The 18,743-nt window shown below is 63.7% G+C and carries 9 protein-coding genes and 2 pseudogenes; 2 read left to right on the top strand and 9 right to left on the bottom strand.

Annotated features, from left to right (window positions below; genetic code table 11):
- Nucleotides 1-23 precede the first annotated feature (23 nt).
- The 6 genes from CFR79_RS08015 to CFR79_RS08040 all read right to left on the bottom strand — a co-directional run bounded on the left by CFR79_RS08015 (nucleotide 24) and on the right by CFR79_RS08040 (nucleotide 10,028).
- Nucleotides 24-1,091, bottom strand: a complete 1,068-nt coding sequence (locus tag CFR79_RS08015) for a hypothetical protein (protein WP_110547522.1) — start codon at nucleotides 1,089-1,091, stop codon at nucleotides 24-26.
- 91 nt (nucleotides 1,092-1,182) lie between these two features.
- The gene (locus CFR79_RS08020) at nucleotides 1,183-4,140 is read right to left on the bottom strand and encodes a glycosyltransferase (RefSeq protein WP_110547523.1); all 2,958 of its coding nucleotides are present in this window, start codon (nucleotides 4,138-4,140) and stop codon (nucleotides 1,183-1,185) included.
- Entirely contained in the window at nucleotides 4,097-5,857 is a 1,761-nt protein-coding gene (locus tag CFR79_RS08025) for an SEL1-like repeat protein (protein WP_110547524.1), read from the bottom strand. The genes CFR79_RS08020 and CFR79_RS08025 overlap by 44 nt, the downstream gene beginning before the upstream one ends.
- Nucleotides 5,858-5,874: 17 nt before the next feature.
- Nucleotides 5,875-7,332, bottom strand: coding sequence for an HlyD family type I secretion periplasmic adaptor subunit (locus tag CFR79_RS08030; RefSeq protein ID WP_110547525.1), 1,458 nt, complete (start codon nucleotides 7,330-7,332; stop codon nucleotides 5,875-5,877).
- Complete coding sequence (locus CFR79_RS08035) at nucleotides 7,329-9,569, bottom strand: peptidase domain-containing ABC transporter (RefSeq protein ID WP_102325144.1); 2,241 nt, start codon at nucleotides 9,567-9,569, stop codon at nucleotides 7,329-7,331. Before CFR79_RS08035 ends, CFR79_RS08030 begins: the two co-directional genes overlap by 4 nt.
- Nucleotides 9,570-9,656: 87 nt before the next feature.
- Nucleotides 9,657-10,028: a hypothetical protein gene (locus CFR79_RS08040; RefSeq protein ID WP_102325143.1), complete on the bottom strand. Its 372-nt coding sequence runs from the start codon at nucleotides 10,026-10,028 to the stop codon at nucleotides 9,657-9,659.
- A 187-nt stretch (nucleotides 10,029-10,215) separates the two neighbouring features.
- Between CFR79_RS08040 and metH the strand changes: the two genes are divergently transcribed.
- Nucleotides 10,216-13,725, top strand: coding sequence for a methionine synthase (gene metH, locus CFR79_RS08045; RefSeq protein ID WP_110547526.1), 3,510 nt, complete (start codon nucleotides 10,216-10,218; stop codon nucleotides 13,723-13,725).
- Nucleotides 13,726-13,891: 166 nt separating this feature from the next.
- Here the strand turns inward: metH and CFR79_RS08050 are convergent.
- From CFR79_RS08050 to rfaE1, 3 genes and pseudogenes are all read right to left on the bottom strand, one after another.
- A pseudogene (locus CFR79_RS08050) lies at nucleotides 13,892-14,698 on the bottom strand (IS630 family transposase).
- Nucleotides 14,699-14,782: 84 nt separating this feature from the next.
- Nucleotides 14,783-15,544: pseudogene (locus CFR79_RS08055) on the bottom strand (IS5 family transposase).
- A gap of 116 nt (nucleotides 15,545-15,660) precedes the next feature.
- The gene (gene rfaE1 / locus CFR79_RS08060; RefSeq protein WP_110547527.1) at nucleotides 15,661-17,097 is read right to left on the bottom strand and encodes a D-glycero-beta-D-manno-heptose-7-phosphate kinase; all 1,437 of its coding nucleotides are present in this window, start codon (nucleotides 17,095-17,097) and stop codon (nucleotides 15,661-15,663) included.
- A 268-nt stretch (nucleotides 17,098-17,365) separates the two neighbouring features.
- Here rfaE1 and CFR79_RS08065 point away from each other — a divergent pair, with 268 nt between their 5' ends.
- Complete coding sequence (locus CFR79_RS08065) at nucleotides 17,366-18,556, top strand: AGE family epimerase/isomerase (RefSeq protein WP_110547540.1); 1,191 nt, start codon at nucleotides 17,366-17,368, stop codon at nucleotides 18,554-18,556.
- The last annotated feature ends 187 nt before the right edge of the window (nucleotides 18,557-18,743 follow it).

The raw sequence follows: 18,743 nt of genomic DNA on the forward strand, positions 1-18,743 counted from the left end.
GGAAGCTCCTGTCCTTGCCACCTTCATGATCCCGCTGGCTTACGCCGCCGCGTAGCCCTACGCCGGCGGGGAGATGCGGATGCCACGGGGGCAGCCGCAGCTTTCCCCTGTGACATCCCTTCCACCACCAGATCATCGGACGTTTCCATCGACTGTTCCGCAGGCATCCGCCTTACCTGTCCCGGCGATGACCGGACCGGCTGGGTTGCGGGCGTCAGGGCAGCCAGAAGCGCTTCTTCCGCCGCATCTTCCGGTACGGATGGACGAAGCACGGAGCGGGACGGGCAGGGACGTAATTCAATACGGAACGCTTCCAGCGGCGCCTGTGTCGGGGCCATGACGGGCGCGTCTTCAGTCGGGCCGACACGGCTGCCATCAATGAAGCTGGCTTCGACCAGACAGGTGAACGCCGACGCCGCCTTCCCCTTCAGGCGGACCCGCAGGCCCAGTATGGGCAGCGCCATGCCCCGGCTGCCGCAATATTCCCCACCGCCAATCCATGGGGAAAACCAGTCCTGACCCAGAATGGCCTGATATTCCAGATCATCCACCGCAACAGCACTGCCTGGCTGAATGGCGAATCCCTCCATCCATTGTCCACTGCCGGTTTTGCCCATCCATGCCCCAAGCGGGGCTTTTACATCGCCCCGGCGCTGGATATGGGCGGTCATGCTTCCGTCATGATCCCCTGCCGGCAGGGCGGTCTCCGCAGGGTCGGGGTCGGATACAGGCGGTGCCACGCGTCCGGTCCCGCCGGACAGGCGGACCACCTGCAATCCGGGCAGGTCGCGGGCATGCTCCGTATCGCGGTAGGTCGTGACCAGAACTGCGGCGCCCCGCGCGGGTATGCGGACCAGCGCCGCGCCATCGCGCCCCCCGATCCAGCCATCCGCGTCGAACGTACTGACCTGCACCGCCGTCATTCCCGGCGGGGAACTGATCCGCATGCCTGACAGCCCGCCGGTCCGCATATCCGCCGGAGGAGCAGCATGGAAAATGCAGTATGTGCCTTCTGCCAGCCGTATGAGCCGGGCGGTGGCCTGTATCGTATCGGCCTGCCCCGTACGGGCGGCAGCGTGTCCGCTTTCCATCACCCTCTCTCCGCATTACGGAAAAAGGGGGGGAATACGGCGGGCTGACCGGCGGGAGAGATAGGGATCAAGACAGGCCTCTTTCCTGTGGTCATGAACGGGCAGAGGCATAAGACAGTAAAAACGTATTCAATTGGTGAACGGGCAGACCATGCGGCACACATATCCCGCGCCCCGTCGCCCTGATACGCGCCGCCACCGCCCCGAGATCGAAGGCGACACTGCGCAGCCCCGCCCGCCACAGAAGTGTCAGGGTAAAACACCATGTCTCGGGGCAGATGGATGGCACCAGCCCCACCTGCCCCCCACAGGACCGTATTAGGGCCACGGCCTGCCCCGGTTCGTAGGGACCTGTAATGAATACCCGCCCCGTTTCCAGAAGCGGCGCGTCATCAGATGTATGTCCCACCACCACGAATTCCAGCGGCAGGTCACGCATGCGCGCATCCCGCGCAGCGGCCAGCAGGACCGCATATCCCTTGTCCGGCCCGATCGCGCCCACCACCACGACCCGGCACAACCCCGTATCCGGCATAAGGGTCAGGGAATGATCGTGCAGGGGCTGGGCAAACTGCCGCAGGGTCTGATCAGGGCGGTCATCTTCGAGCGGTTCCGTCCCGAACCGGATATCGGGAAAATAGCGCGCCAGCCTGCGCGCCACATCGGCGCAGGGTACGACCACGCGCCGCGCACGGCTCAGGTCGTGTCCTGTCTTGCGCCGCAGGCGATCAGCATCCGTTTCCTCCACCCGCGTCCCCAGTGCGCGGACACATCTCCGGCACTCCGTAATGTCAGGTTCGCCACAGTAACGGCCCTCCCTGCCAACCAGCGTAACGCGCGGACAGATTCCGGCGTAATCATGCACATACCGGTCATACGGCACCGCCAGTCGCTGGCACAGTTCACGCGCCCGGTCGCCATGGCCCATGTGATGGTGGATTTCGACATGCTCCAGCCCCAGCGCGCGCAGCAGCGCCACAAGGGCCGCGCCCTGTGCGGGCCATACGAAATGCAGGGGCGGACATGACCCCTCATGCCTGCCATCCCTTATGACAAAACCATCGGGAAACGGTTCCACAACGACAGGCAGCACGCCCTCCGTCAGCCACATCCGCGCGCGGTCGGCCACGACCTGCGCCACGCCGCCCGCCCTGCCGTGGCTGACCAGAAGCACCGTACCACGCAGTCCCGCACGCAGGACGGCGCGATGCCAGACCAGCAGTGACAGGCGCTGGCGGGCAGCGGCAAGCGGATCGGCCGCAATATGGTCCTGAACCAGCCGGTCATAGCCGGGAAACAGCCGGTTCAGCACCCAGTGGTTGCGCTGTTGCAGCGCCGGACGGCTGAGACCAAAGGATGCACCGCCCGCATGCCCCACAAATACGCCGGGCGCTGCGTAATGCCGCCATCCCGCCAGCCGGGCGCGCATGCAGAAGTCATTTTCCTCCCCATATCCCCGGCCATACAGTTCGGGACGGAACAGGCCCGTATGACGCAGGCAGTCATGGCGGATCAGCATGCAGAAACCGTGGCCTGTGGGAATTTCAGGGCCCTGCCCGCCATTGGCCGTTAATGCCGCGGCCATGAAGTGGCGCACATCATCCATCCCGCCAGCCAGTGGGGATGGCCGTTCGGGATCAGGCCATGTCAGGATCGTGGCATCGTTCGACAGGGGGGATACAGTGCCCGCATCGGCGCGCGCATAGGCTGCCCGCAGCATTTCATCCAGCCAGCCATCGGCCACCAGCGTATCGCTGTTCAGCAGCACGACATCCATCCCGGCCGCATCAGAAAGCGCCGTATTGACCGCTGCGGGATAGCCCCGGTTGGTTTCATGCCGCCGCAGCACGATCCGCCCGTGCGTCGTCAGATCATCCAGTACAGCGGCCATTACGGGATCAGGGGAGGCATCATCCACCACCATGATTTCCACTACTGGCCCTTCCACACGTCGGGCCAGCGTTGCCAGCACACTGTCCAGACAGGCGAGGGTGCGCTCCCGGTCCGCATGGACCGCAACCACGACCCGGCAGCGCGCGGCGCGTCCGGGCGGGTGCAGAAGTCCATTCCCGCGCGCCCGCATGGCGGGAAAGACCCGTCGCGCGCGTGGCAGGCGGACCGGGAGAGGAGAACCGGTCAGATCCCGCCCCTGCCCCGTGACAATGCGCACGCGTCCCTGTGGAGCGATATCTGCCCACCCGACCCGGAATGCCCATACCGACGTGGAAGGACCGGCGCTGGCCGCCGCCATCGGCACGATCCTGCGTGTAAGCTTCAGCCGCCGCCTGCCATGTGCATCCATCAGATATAGCGCGGGGCGGCCCTCCGGGCGGGCGGGCATGATCGCCCATCCCGCAATGCCCTGCCCGTCTGGCAACGCAACGCCAGCGACCTGACATAAGGCCACCGGATCGGGGCTGCCGCCCAGCAGGGGCATGCCATCATGCAATATCCCGATTTCCCGCGCCTGACGCCAGCGCGGCGGCAGGGACATGGACGAGCCGGCCATACGACGCGGGCCGAACCTGCTGCCGTCCAGCCAGACCACCGGCACGCATCCTTGTGGCAGGCCGCCCCAATGCAGCACGCCCCGTCCTCCGTCCAGCGCGCACCAGCCGGACCGGCCCATATGCTGGCATGTCAGATCCGCCGGAACGGACAGTGCCGGATCAAAGCCGTATCGGGTAAAAAACCGCTCCAGAGCTACTGCCGCGCGCGCCCATGCGCCCGCCGCGCAACAGGCCAGCACCAGCAGGCGCAGCCCGGCGCGAAAGCCCTGCCCTGCGGCCATGACGGTTTCCACCGCTTCCGCGGCACCCGTGCCATCGCCAGCACCCAGCCGGACCGCAGCCAGCGCGTACAGCACAGCCCTGTCATCGGGTGCCAGCCGCGCCGCGCGTTCCATCCACGCAAGGGCCTGCGCATGCCGTCCCTGCCCCGCCAGCAGCCGGGCATGCCCCACGGCGGCCGCCACATCCGCGCCCGGCGCAACGGATGGACCGGATTCAGGACGCGGTATGGTCTGCCTCCACCCATGCCAGCCGGTCATATTCGTCCTGCGCCGCGCCCAGCCCCTGCGCCGCCGCGCGGGCGAACCACTCCCGCGCCTGCACCGGGTCTGCCGGCCCCGCCAGCCCGCGACCCAGATACCGCCCCAGCATGAGCTGCGACAGGGCATTGCCCCCCTGTGCGCCCTGACGGAACCAGTGCAGCGCCTGCATGCGGTCGGGGGCGATATCGTGGCCACCACCGTACATGGCCCCAAGGGAAAACATGGCTTCGACCCGCCCGGCACGCGCCGCCACATGATAGAGGGCAAGCGCGCCAGCATGGTCGCGCGGTCCCCCATGGCCATCCAGCCGAAGCTGGGCCGCGACAAGGCAGGCATCGGGCAGGCCATGTTCCGCTGCCTGTTCCAGCCACTGGCGGGCACGTATCGGATCAGCCGTTCCGCTCCCTTCACCCAGCAGCATGCGTCCCAGCCAGTACTGCGCATTGACCACACCCGCCCGGGCCGCGCGTTCCATCCATATGACGGCCTGCCTGCGTTCAGGAGCAGTTCCCGTTCCCCGGTACAGGCTGACCGCCAGATTGAAGGCGGCCACCGGATCGCCCGCCTGCGCGGCCGCATGAAAATCAATACCCGGCGCGTCTGCCTCCGCTCCCTCCGTCAGCAGGGTTGCCGCAAGGTCGGTCATGGCCGCGACATCACCCAGCACGGCCGCACGCTTCACCCACATACGGGCCAGCGTAAGGTCGGCGGGAACACCACGCCCCTGTATGTAAAGCATTCCCAGCATGCGGCAGGCCACGGCATGGTCCTGTTCAGCCGCCATGCGGTACCATGTCGCGGCTTCATGGGCGCAGGGCACGGCGGCTTCCCCGCGCGCGTGCATGTCCCCCAGCAGGGAGGCGGCTTCACGGTCCCCGGCATGGGCGGCACGACGCAGCCATGTCTCGGCGGCCATGACATCGCGTGCTCCCTGCACGCCCTGTAACAGCAGGGCGCCGTAACGGGCCTGTGCCGGCCGTATGCCCTGCCCGGCGGCACATGCGTACCAGTGCGCGGCCTGTGCCCGGTCCTGCGCCACGCCCCAGCCCCGCTCATGCAGCAGGCCCAGCATGTACTGCGCCGTCGGCAGCCCCCCCTGTGCCGCGCGGGTCAGCGCCGCGACCGCATCGGGATCACTGCCGGGTGCCATACCGGATGCGCTGAGATGCGCCAGCGCCAGACCCAGATCACCCTGCGGGCAGCCTGCCCGTGCGGCCTGTGCGCACCATGACCGCGCCGCCTGCGGGTCCCGCACGCTATCCGGGCCGGTAGCGAGCAGATAGCCGTACAAAGCCTGCGCATCCGGCAGGCCCTTTTCCGCCGCGCACGCGGCCCATGTGGTGGCGGCAACAGGATCGGGCCATCCGGCAATGCCTTCGGGCAGGGATACAGGCAGCAGGCTGTCAGCCCCAACGGTACGGGGCGGCGCCCCCAGCAGCAGCAGGGCAAGGGAAAAAGCGGCCTCCACATGGCCTGCGGTCGCGGCCTCGTGCATCCAGCGCAGGCCCTCGACCGGACTTGGGGGGACGCCCGTTCCCTCCAGATAGGCGCGGGCCACCTGATACTGCGCGGCGAGCATGCCCCCGCGCGCCAGTGTCCCGAGCAGCGCAAACCCCTGTGCCGCGCGCCCTTCGCGTTCCAGCAGGTCGCATGCACGCCGGAAGCGCGCGGCGGGGGTAAGACCATCCCGCAATCCCGACAGGAGCCTGCGCATGACCGTGCGCCCCCGGCCTAAGGTTCGCGCATGCCGTCGGTCACGGCGGGCAGCAGGCGGTTGAGCAGATACTGCATCATGGTCCGCCGCCCGACATGAATGTCGGCTTCCACCGGCATGCCGGGCCGGGGCTGGAAAAAGGGCGGCACCCCATGCAGGGTGTAACGGTCGACTGACAGGCGCACGCGGTAATAGACCGTCAGCGGATCGCCGGTCCCGTCGCTGCCCTGCTGGGCATCGCCGCCCGCGCGGGCAGGCTGACCGGCAAAGGCATCCGCGCTGATGACACGCACGGTCGCTTCCCCGCCGCCGTACTGGGTGTAGGGAAAGGCCGCGAATTTCAGCAGTGCCGGATCGCCCGCACGCACATAACCCGCATCCACGCCGCGCAGGGTCGCTTCCACATCAAGGTGGCTGCCGGTCGGCACCAGCGTCATGAGCGGACTGGCCGCCTGAATGACCGAACCGGCGGACAGGTGCGCGATGCTCAGCACCACCGCGTCACGATCCGCCCGCATGACGATCAGGTCATGATGCAGCATGGCCTTGCTGTAGCTGCCATCGGCATCCGCCAGCCGGTGCTGGGCCAGCGCCAGATCCTGATACACGGTCGCGTGCCAGTTGCTGGCGTAGCCATCGCGCTGCGCCTTCATCGCATCCAGCCGGGCGCGCGTGCTGTCGGCCTCATGCCGGGCGGATACCTGCGAACGCACCACTTCCATCAGGGTGTCCTGTGCCGCCAGCGTGGACAGGCGGCTGCCGACCTGTTCATGCTGCAGGCGCTGGCGCATGTCCTGCACGTCGCGGGCAACGCGCGCGCGGGCGCCATACATCGCGGCACTGGCCTCATAGCCCTGCAGTTCGCTCTGCAATGCTGCGATCTGACGGTCATACCCGGCCATCTGCGCGTCATATTCCGCCTGCCGGCGCAGATAGGCTGCCGCCTCCTGCACCGATGCGGGGTCGTTCATGTCAGCCCGGTAGGGCCTGCCCGCCGCTTCCGCCGTACGGCGCGCGACCTCAGCCCGGTACGCCATGACCTGATGGCGCAGGTTGGTCACATCCGCATCCGTCATGGTCGGATCAAGCCGGGCCAGCACCTGCCCTTTATGCACGGTATCGCCTTCATGCACGTCAAGCGAGCGGATGAGCGAGGTTTCCAGCGGCTGGATGACCATCGTCTCGTCAAAGGGCGTCAGTGTGCCATTCACGCTGATGACCCGATCCAGCGGGAAGAAGGTCATGACCAGCAGACCCGCCCCGGCAAGGGCCGCGACCAGCCAGACCACATACCGCGCCGCATCGGATGGCGGCAGATCCACCAGCGCGGCACTGGGTGAGTAGAACGCCAGCAGCGCGGGCGGCAGATCGGCCGGAACGTCCGCGGCCGGGGGCGGCAGGACGGACAGGATACCGCCCACGCCATCATCGCCCGCATCGTCCGGCGCGGGGGGGGCGAGGTCGCCGTCGCTCATGCCGCGTCTCCATGCAGGGAGGACGGGGGCGGCGCATCGTTGCCGCCACCATCGTTGAAACGGTTCTGCTGCATCCACAGGGTGCGGTAGATGGGGCTGCGCGTCAGCAGTTCGGCATGCGTGCCGATCGCCGCGACACGTCCCCGGTCCATCACACAGATCTGGTTGCAGTCCACCAGCGAGGCGAGACGGTGCGAGACGATCACCATGGTCCGACCGTGGGCGAGGCGACGCAGGTTGGCGTTGACCACGGCCTCGCTTTCCGGATCGAGGGCGGAGGTCGCCTCATCAAGGATCATGAGCTTCGGGTCGGAAATTACCGCGCGCGCTATGGCCAGCCGCTGCCGCTGTCCGCCGGAGATGTTGGTGGAACCTTCCTCGATCCACGTATCGTAGCCTGCCGGCATCCGTTCGATGAACTCTTCCGCCCCCGCCAGACGGGCGGCGCGGATCACGTCCTCCAGCGTCAGGCCGGGACGACCGGCGATGATGTTGTCGCGTATCGTGCCCCGGAACAGGAAATTGTCCTGCAGCACCACCCCGCAGGAGCGGCGCAGGTAGGTCAGGTTGATCTCGCGCAGGTCGATGCCGTCAAGGCGCAACTGCCCCGTATAGTTGCGGCTGACGCCTTGCAGCAGCCGCGTGATGGTGGACTTGCCCGACCCGCTGCGCCCCACCAGCCCCAGCATGGTGCCCGCAGGCACCGAAAACGTGACATCGGACAGGGCTGGACCGGATGCGGCGGGATAGGTGAAACAGACATCCGAAAACGCCAGCGCGCCGCGGATGGGCGGACGCAGGCCGGTGGTAAGGGCGCGCGTCTCGGTCGGGCGGTTGAGCACGGAGCCCGCTTCGGACAGGGCGCTGCGCACTTCGTTCAGGTCATCGATCAGCCGCGCCATGCCCACCAGCGGTGCTGCCACGCGCCCCCCCAGCATCATGAACGCCATGAGCGCCCCGGCTTCCATGTCCGCCGTGGGGGCGGTCAGGGCCAGGTACGCACCAACAAGGATGATGCCGCGATTGATGAACAGGTCCAGCGGCATGACGGCGCTCGCCACCCAGTTGCCCATGCGTCCCGCATCCAGCGATGCCGTTACGACAGATGCTGTTTTTTCATCCCATGCTTCCCGCCGCACGGGTTCCAGCGCCAGTGTCTTGACCGTACGGATACCGGCGACGGTTTCGTACAGCGTGGCGCTACGGTCCATTTCGGCACGGACCTGCCGCCCCACCATGCGCCCCATGCCCGGCATCGCCACCAATATGATGCCACCGATCAGGGCCGCCGCCGCCACGGTCATCCACGCCAGCGAAAAGCTGAGCCAGAACAGGAAAGGCAGCACCACCAGCAGCGTGAACAGGTCGAGAAAGGTACTGAGCAGCCTGCCGGTCATGAACTGGCGCACCCTGTAGATGGCACTGACGCGGCCGATCACGTTGCCGGTCTGCTCGCGTTCGAAAAACTCCAGAGGCAGGGCAAGCAGCCGGTCGAAAACCGCCAGAGAGATGCGCGTATCCAGCCGCGTGGTCAGCACCAGCGTCAGTTCGCGCCGCGCGTAGCTGAGCAGGATTTCGTAAAACGCCATGACCACGACCAGCCCGGTCAGGGAAATGAGGGTGGCCATGGAATGGAAGCTGACCACCCGGTCGATCACCTGCATCACGATCAGCGGTGGAAAAACCGCCAGCACGCTTATGACGACGGAGGCCAGAACCACATCGCGCAGCAGCCGCCGTTCCCCCAGCACGAGCCGCCGCAGCCATGCGAAATCGACCGGTTCCTCGACCGGTGCCCCACCACCGCGCCCGCGCACCAGCAGCACGTCGCCCCCCCATACGGCGCACAGGCGCAGTTCATCGACCGCGACAGGCGGACTGTCGGGACTGGCGAACGGATCGACCAGCCAGATGACGCCATTCACCTCGTCCGCACCGACCATAAGCCCTGCCGAACCGTCGTTGAACATCAGGGCTACGGGCGGGACATCACGCAGGCGAACAAGGTCGCGCCATTGCAGGTGCAGGCCACGGGCGGTCCCGCCATTTTCCTCCACCCACCGTGCGAGGGCGGGGATGGAAGGGGCCGCATCGTCGGATGCGCCCGCGAAATCATGCACATCAAGATCAATGCCGTGAAACCGTGCCGCACGCAGCACCGCCTGTAGCCGGATCAGGGCTGGCGCGGGGCGGGACGGGCCGCCCGCCTGGTCCGCTGTCTGGTCTGAATGGCCCACGGCATCCCTTTGCTTTGCAGGTTCTGTCCATCACGGCCACCAGATCTAGGGACACAAAGCTGAAGGGTTCCTTAACAGGTCATGTTTTCATGCAGGCCCCGGCGGACATATGGCAAAACGCGCGCTGGCCAGCACGTCCCCCGCCAGCGCCGCACGCCATGCCGCCTCCTGCCCGGTCGGGGGCAGCACGATGATGCGGGTGAACCATTTCACGCCCCCCGTAGCACGCCTGCGGAATATATCGCCCAGTGCGGCGGCGATCCCCTCGCCCCGCCCCGTGCAGCACAGGCATCCGGCCACATGCGCGAACGGGGACGTTACGGCGTTGATCACCGCCACATCGGCCCATGCCCCGACGGCTGGCGGCGTGCGGCCATCGCCCACCACCAGCAGCGTATCGGAACGCGGGACGGGTATGGCGGTCACGAATTCCAGTGGGATACGCCCGTCAGCGGTCATGACTTTCTCCGTTCGTCGGGCCGGGCCGACGGCATTCTCCCCTTATGGGCAATGATACTGGACACCGGCCGGAAGTTGGGGGAATAAAGAGCACCAGACATACCCAATGCAAGACAGCCGGAATACGGGCCTGAACCTGCCGCCCGCGCGTGGTGACATGCCCCTGTCATGAGATTTCAGGATAACAATGACCACTCGTCCCCATCTTCTCGATGCCCTTCGCGACCAGGTTCTGCTGTGTGACGGCGGCATGGGCTCCCGCGTGCAGCTACTGGATCTGGAAGTCGAGCGCGATTACTGGGGGCAGGAAAACTGCACCGAGATCCTGAACCTGTCGCGCCCCGAACTGGTACGCGAAATCCACCGTGGCTATTTCGAGGCCGGGGCAGACATGGTGGAAACCAACAGCTTTGGCGGCTCGCCCATCACGCTGGGTGAATTCGGGCTGGAAGACAGGGCGCGGGAAATCAACCGCACGGCAGCCCATCTTGCACGCGAAGCGGCGGAAAGCTTTTCGGACGGACGCCACCGCTATGTCGTCGGCTCCATCGGGCCGGGCACCAAGCTGCCTTCGCTGGGCAATATCGATTACGACACGCTGGAAGCCGGTCTGGCCGAACAGTGCCGTGGCCTGATCGAAGGGGGCGTGGACTGCCTGCTGATCGAGACGTGTCAGGACACGCTCCAGATCAAGGCCGCCGTCAATGGCGCCAAGATCGCGCGGGCGGAGATGGGCACGGATACCCCCATTTTCGTGCAGGTCACGGTCGAGACGACCGGCACGCTTCTGGTCGGGCCCGACATCGCGGCGGCAGCCACGGTCATAAACGCGCTGGACGTGCCGCTCATGGGCCTGAACTGCGCCACCGGCCCACAGGAAATGGCCGAACATGTACGCTGGCTGGCAGAAAACTGGCCGGGCCTGATCTCGGTCCAGCCCAATGCCGGGCTGCCCGAACTGGTCAACGGCAAGACGCACTACCCCCTGACCCCGCAGGAAATGGCAAGCTGGGTTGACCGCTTCATTACCGAGGACGGGCTCAACCTCATCGGCGGCTGCTGCGGCACCTCCACCCCGCATACGCAGGCGCTGGACCAGATGCTGCGCCGCCGCGCGGAAGGTACGGGCCGCATCCGCCCGGCACCCGTGCCACGCAAGCCGGTGTGGATTCCGTCGGTCGCCAGCCTGTATTCACAGGTCCCGCTGCGTCAGGAAAACAGCTATTTCTCCATCGGGGAACGCTGCAACGCCAACGGGTCGAAGAAATGGCGGCAGTTGCAGGAAGCGGGGGACTGGGACGGCTGCGTGGCCCTTGGCCGCGAACAGGCGGCTGAAGGTTCGAACGCGCTGGATATCTGCACCGCCTTCGTCGGCCGGGATGAAATGCGCGAGATGAACGAGGTCGTGACCCGCTTCACCGCCTCGGTCAATGCGCCGCTGGTGATCGATTCCACCGAAACCCCCGTGATCGAGGCCGCACTGAAGCTGCATGGCGGCAAGCCGATCATCAATTCCATCAATTTCGAGGATGGGGAGGCGATCGCCAGCGAACGCATGCTGCTGGCGCGCAAGTTCGGGGCATCCGTCATCGCGCTGACCATTGATGAAGTCGGCATGGCCAAGACGGCGGAAGACAAGCTGCGCATCGCCACGCGTCTGGTCGAATTCGCGTGCGGGAAGCATGGCCTGCCGCAATCCGACCTGATGATCGACCCGCTGACATTCACCATCGGCACCGGCACTGAAGATGACCGCAAGCTGGGGGAATGGACGCTGGAGGGCATCCGCCTGATCCGCGAACGTTTCCCCGATATCCAGATCGTGCTCGGGCTGTCGAACATTTCGTTCGGCCTGAACCCGGCGGCGCGCGCGGTGCTGAATTCCGTCTTCCTTGACCATGCGGTGCGTGCAGGCATGACGGCGGCGATCGTGCATGTATCCAAGATCCGTCCGCTGCACCTGATCGCGAAGGAAGAGGTGAAGGTTGCCGAAGACCTGATCTTTGACCGCCGTAGCGAAGGCTATGACCCGCTGCAGCGCATGCTGGAAATCTTCGCCGACCGCAAGGCCGCCGACGCGGTCAAGAAGGCCCGGGCCGAAACCGCTCCCGAGCGCCTGAAGGACCGCATTGTCGATGGCGACCGCAAGGGGCTGGAAGATGACCTTGCCGAAGCCATGCGCGACATGGCCCCGCTGGACATCATCAACACCGTGCTGCTGGATGGCATGAAGGTGGTGGGCGAACTGTTCGGCGCAGGCAAGATGCAGCTTCCGTTCGTGCTCCAGTCCGCCGAGACGATGAAGGCTGCCGTGGCCTGGCTGGAACCCCACATGGAACGCACCGAAGGCCAGGCCCGTGGCACCATGGTACTGGCCACCGTGAAGGGTGACGTGCATGACATCGGCAAGAACCTTGTTGACATCATCCTGACCAATAACGGCTACCGGGTCATCAACCTTGGCATCAAGGTGCCGGTGGCGGACATGATCGCCGCTGCCCGGGAACACAAGGCTGATGCCATCGGCATGTCCGGCCTGCTGGTCAAGTCCACCGTTATCATGCGCGAAAACCTTGAGGAAATGCACCGCCAGGGCATTGATGCACCCGTCATGCTGGGAGGCGCCGCCCTTACCCGCAATTATGTGGAGGAGGACTGCACCGCCGCCTATGGCGAAGGCGGGCGCGTGGCCTATGCGCGTGACGCATTCGATGGACTGTCGCTTATGGACAAGGTGGTGAAGGGCGAGTTCGACACCTATCTTGCCGCCATCCAGTCCCGCCGCGCAGGCAAGGCCACCCGCACCAACCGTACGCAGGATATCGAGGAGGCGTCGACCCGGGGCTTCGGTCCGGTGGATGTCGCCGCAAGCCGTGCCCGTCGCGCGCGCATGACCGCAGACGAACCCGTCCTCACCCCGCCCTTCTGGGGACCACGCGTTCTGGAAGCGACACCGGAGGCGGTGCTGCCGTTCCTGAATGAACGCTCACTGTACCAGTTCCAGTGGGGCTTCCGTAAACAGGGCCGTTCGCTGGATGACTTCATGGTCTGGGCGCGCAAGGAACTGCGTCCGGTGCTGCGTCAGATGCTGACCATGTGCGCAGAGCAGGACATCCTGCATCCCCGCGCCAGCTACGGCTACTGGAAGGCGGCGGGCGAAGGCAATGACCTTGTGCTGTTTGGCGAGGATGGCACGAATGAAGTCGCCCGCTTCACCCTGCCCCGCCAGCCGCGTGAGGACGGTGCGTGCATTGCCGACTTCGTGCGCGATATCGACGACGCCCAGCGCGACGTAATCGGCCTGCAGGTCGTAACCGTAGGGCAGGATGCATCGGACCGGGCGCGGGAATGGTTCGAGGCTGACCGCTACAAGGATTACCTCTACCTGCATGGCCTGTCGGTCGAAATGGCGGAAGCCATGGCGGAATACACCCACAAGCGCATCCGCGCCGAAATGGGTTTCGCGGCCGAGGATGACCGCGACATGGCGAAACTGCTCCAGCAGGGTTACCGGGGTTCACGCTATTCATTCGGCTACCCCGCCTGCCCCCGACTGGAGGAGCAGGAACCGATCCTGAAACTGCTGGATGCGGAAAAGATCGGCGTATCCCTGACAGACGGCTTCCAGCTTCATCCGGAACAGTCCACATCGGCGCTCGTGATCCTGAACCCGCACGCCAAGTACTTCTCGATCTGACGCAGGGCATACCATACTGCGTTGCAGGCGGCGGTATGTGATCCGGAATAATGGATACACATGCCGCTCCGCCCGAAAGGAAAGGTAGACCAAAACGGCTGGTATCCGGCACAGGGCTCATGCTTATGCAATCCGGGCCGCTGTGTACATCGTATTATACCAACGATTATAAAGACTGACCTGTGTTAGCCCACTTTCTGAAACCGATGGATCGGATGGTATCAGGCAGGGCGGCAAGGTTGTGCCAAGCGCAGTAGGCGGCGTCGATGATATGCTCGATGCCGTCGAAGACGATGTTGGACAGCCAGCTGGCGCGTAGGAACTGCCAGATATTCTCGACCGGGTTCAGTTCGGGAGCACGGGACGGCAGGAAGATCAGGCTGACATTGCGGGGCAGCTTCAGCCTGTCGGTGATGTGCCATCCTGCGCGATCGAGCAGCACGACGGCGTGAACGCCGCGAGCGACGCAGCGCGAGATTTCCTCGATATGCAGTTGCATGCTGGCCGTACCGATGAACGGTAGCGCCAGGTCGGCGCCCTTGCCGCGCGCCGGACAGATTGCCCCGAACAGTCAGGCATTATCGTAGCGTTGGTCAACCGGCTGGCGTGGCCGCGTGCCGCGTTTGGCCCATTGTCGGACGATGCCGTTCTTCTGGCCGATGCGGGCCTCGTCCTGGAACCATATCTCGATCGGCTTTCCCTTTGGCAGAGGGCCGGTATGGACGCTCAGGATGCGGGAAAGTTTTTTTGAATGCCTCCATGACGGCAGGATCCTGCCCCGGATGACGCGGCCGGGTGCTAATAGTCGCGCAGGTCATTGGGCCCTTCGGCATTGAAGCAGTGAACCCAGTCTCGCAATGTCTGGCGGTCCATACCACCCACCCGGGCCGCATCGGTGTGACTCGCTCCGTCACGGATCGCCGCCAAGGTCAGAGGCCGAATAGTCATCCCGTAGCTTCACCGCTCTCGTCATCAGCCAGTTCCTCCCGCAGCAAGAGAATCAGAGCCAACGTCATTCGTCACTTCACACACGAGTCAGTGGCTACATCCTTTAGTATTAGGCCTCAATATAGTCTGCTGTAGCCGCGATGAGCATGACGGAGAGGAAGGATAAGGCTGTCTTCTCGTATCGGGGCCCGCCATTCCTTAAGTCTCGCCCACAGGTTTTCGACCAGATGCCGATGCCTGTAAGATCATTTGAGACAGGCGATTCTGGATCATTCTTTCCTGGCGGGATCACCGGTTCCAGAGATATTCATGAAATTTGTGCGCGGCATACCCACGGTCACAGACGACATAGGTCGGTGGATGCGACAGGTCGTCGAGTAGAGCAGAGCATAAGCGGATGCCAGTTCATGCTCCTGACCGGGCGACAGCGTGAAGGACAGCACTCTACCATGACCGTCTGCGGCTACGCAGGCCCTGGCGCCAAAACCTCCACATGAGCGGCCAGGCGCCTCACGATCCCTGTGACGTTCATCGTATCTCCTTTTTTGGTGGCCCCGGCCGCCTTGTGATGGGCACGGATCGTCGTGCCATCAGGAAAAACCATGCCCGGTGCCGGGTCCGTGCCCCTGAGCTTTTCAGACAGGCGCTCCCAGACACCGGGCTTCGACCAGCAAATGAACAGTTGTGCGGCAATCCACCAAGGACCAAACCCGGACGGCAGGACGCGCCACTTCGCGCCGTTCTGATGGTGCCAGAAAATCACCGATATCGTCCGTCGAAGGTTCCTCGGCGGGGTCTTGCCCTTCGGACGGACTCCCTCGATCAGCGGCTCCAGGACAGACCAGGCCTGATCAGAAAAGACAGGCTGCATCATGCTCATCATAAATAGCTGTGCAGCCCGTTCTATTATTCAGAACCTAACAGGCCCTGTTCTTTTTGAATTAACCCACCTATCAACTCGAAGTTGCCTGCCCAGTAACTGCCTTCCTAAACCGCCTGCTGCATTTTCCTGACCAGCGATGTTGTCGAGCGACCGGAAACAATATCGATCAACGCGACCCGACCGCCATTCTGCTTGACGAAATCGCCGCCAACCACATTTTCTTCAGTATAATCAGCACCTTTTACCAGAACATCGGGTTTCAGGGCCCTGATCGTCTCAAGTGGCGTGTCCTCATCAAAAATTACTACCATATCCACATCCCGCAGGGCGCCGATCACCATCGCACGTGCCTGCTCATCCTGTACCGGTCGGCTTTCACCCTTCAGGCGCCTGACGGACTGGTCGCTATTGATCGCCACGATCAGTTTATCCCCTTCACGGGCAGCGCCATGCAGCAGTGCAATGTGACCGGGATGCACCAGATCGAAACAGCCATTGGTAAAAACGACCCGCGCGCCATGCTGTCGCCAGTTCTGGACCACCTGCACTGCCTGATCGAGGGGTAGGGTCTGCCCGGTTTCAACCATTTCAGCCCGCAGCGCGTGGCTCAGTTCCTCTTTTGAAACGCTTGCAGTGCCCAGTTTGCCAACAGCGATGGAGGCTGCTGTGGTCGCAATCACCATGGCCGTATCCAGTGTCTGGCCAGCGGACAGCACTGCCGCCACCGTAGCTACAACCGTGTCACCCGCACCGGACACGTCATAGACTTCCGATTTGCGGGTGGCCGCATCGGTCATGGTTCCATCCGTGCGCCACAGGGTCATGCCCTCTTCCGAGCGGGTTAGCAGCACATCCCCCCCAAACGCGGCCGATGCCGCGCGAGCGGCACGCTCGATTTCATCATGCGTGTGCAGGGGCAAGCCGGTCGCCTGGGCCAGTTCCTTGCGGTTTGGAGTAATGAGCGAAGCGCCACGATAAACCGCCAGATCCCTGCGTTTGGGATCGACGATAACGGGAATGTCCCGACTGCGGGCGGTCGCTATAAGTTCTGCCAGAACATCCTCGGACAATACGCCCTTGGCGTAATCGGAACAGACCAGCACATCACATGTGGCAATCGCAGCCTTGCCAGCAGCGATGAGCCGGGCGGTCAGTTGTGCCGACGGTGTTTCAATGCGTTCATCATCAATACGCACGATCTGCTGGCGCCCACTCAGCACGCGCGTTTTTGTAATGGTGGTCCATTGAGGGTCCGCCAGAATGCCGGTGCAGTCGATAGTGTCCCATGGTGCCAGCGCATGGCGCAGCGCATCCGCCGCTGGATCGCAGCCCACCACACCGATCAGTTTTACGGCACAGCCCAGTGCTGCCGCATTGACCGCGACATTCGCAGCGCCCCCCGGCACGGAAGCCTGTCGGTCGCGCCGGAGCACTGGCACCGGCGCTTCAGGTGAAATCCGCTCCACCGAGCCGTAGATATATTGATCCAGAAGAAGATCACCGATGACGACCAGAGAGCCAAACTGGAAATTTTCAATCATGAACTTCTTACGATCAGGAGTGGGTTACAGGGATATAGATACAGGCAACATCATGAAAATTCACCCATCAAAAACGGACAGGTCTGGGTTACAGGTCGTTCTGCCAATGGGAGTATCCCAGCCTACTGGCGTCCACGAGTTGTATTTCACGAAAACAGTTTTGTATCGCCATGCAGATTGTGGCAGGCACACGGGAATGGGACAGGGCACTTGATAGGGCGATGGTTCCTGTCCATATTTTCAGCCCTTCGTGTTTGCGGAACCCCTGATGATTGACTTCGGCTTGTGTAAGACCCTGTGGCAGGACTGGCTGAAGGAATCGGCGCTTCCCCTGTGGAGCCAGTGTGGTTTTGACCGCAGCAGAACACTTTACCACGAACGCCTGACCTTTGAGGGCACGCCGGTTTTGCTACCGGAACTGCGTCTGATGGTGCAGGCCCGTCAGGTGGCGACTTATTGCCGTGCCGCACTGGATGGCGTGCATGATGCGGCGGAACAGGCAATTGACTGTCTGGAGGAAATTGGCCGCCGCTATCATGGCAGCGATGGGGAAAAGGGATGGATTTTCTCCCTTGCGCCCGATGGCAGGCCGGGCAATCGTACGCGCGACCTGTATGCACATGCGTTCATTCTTTTTGGTTACGCATGGGCCTATCGCCTTACGGGTAATGGGACTTATCTGGCTACGGCCCGCCAGACCGTTCTGGAAATCGACTTGATCTTCAAGGCGGAAAACGGTGGCTATCGTGACGCCATGCCCACGCCCGACATGATCCGCCGTCAGAATCCGCACATGCATCTGCTGGAGGCTTATCTCGCCCTCTTTGAAGTCTCTTCTGACAGTTTCTATCTCGATTATGCCCAGCAGATCGTTGCGTTGGCCCTGAAACATTTTATCGATCCGGGATCGGGAATGCTGCTGGAATACTTTGATTCCAAATGGATCCCGTTGCAGCCTGCAGGCCAGAACAGGGTAGAGCCCGGTCATCTTTTCGAATGGTCGTGGCTGTTTACCGAATACTGCACACTAGCGTCCGGCGAGTCCCATGAAGATGCCCTGCTGCGGGTAGCCGATGGTCTTTTCCAGACAGGCAGTCGCCATGGGACCGCTCCCGACACAGCCGATGTATATGATGCAATTACGGAATCCGGCACGCAGCTTGAATTATCCACCCGCATATGGCCCCAGACCGAATTCATGCGCCTGCTATGCCAGCGCCTGAAAAACGGACTGCCCTGTGACAGGACGCTCCTGTCTATGCAGGCTACACGGTTTTTTACCCTTTATGCGCCGGCACGCCTGCATGGTGGCTGGGTAGACAGGTTGACGCCTGACGGGCGTACATTCGTTGATTATATGCCAGCCAGTTCGCTTTACCATATCTACGGTGCGGCCCGGGAAATCGCGCGGGTGTCCGTTACGCAGGAACAGACCGCGGTGTCGGCACAACCCAATTGATTCCCATGTGCTCCGTCCTTTCTGCGCTAGCAGATACAAATGCGGAAGCCTGTCACATCGTCTGATAACGAGCAATCTTCTCCATCATTAGGTTCTGTTGACAAAAGGTCTTTTCAGACTGGCTTGGACGTGATTCAACGTTGGTCTTTGCGGAGACCTGTGGATGCGTGGCGACCTGACGGACGAG

It is taken from the genome of Komagataeibacter saccharivorans (assembly GCF_003207825.1).
Classification (GTDB): Bacteria; Pseudomonadota; Alphaproteobacteria; order Acetobacterales; family Acetobacteraceae; genus Komagataeibacter; species Komagataeibacter saccharivorans.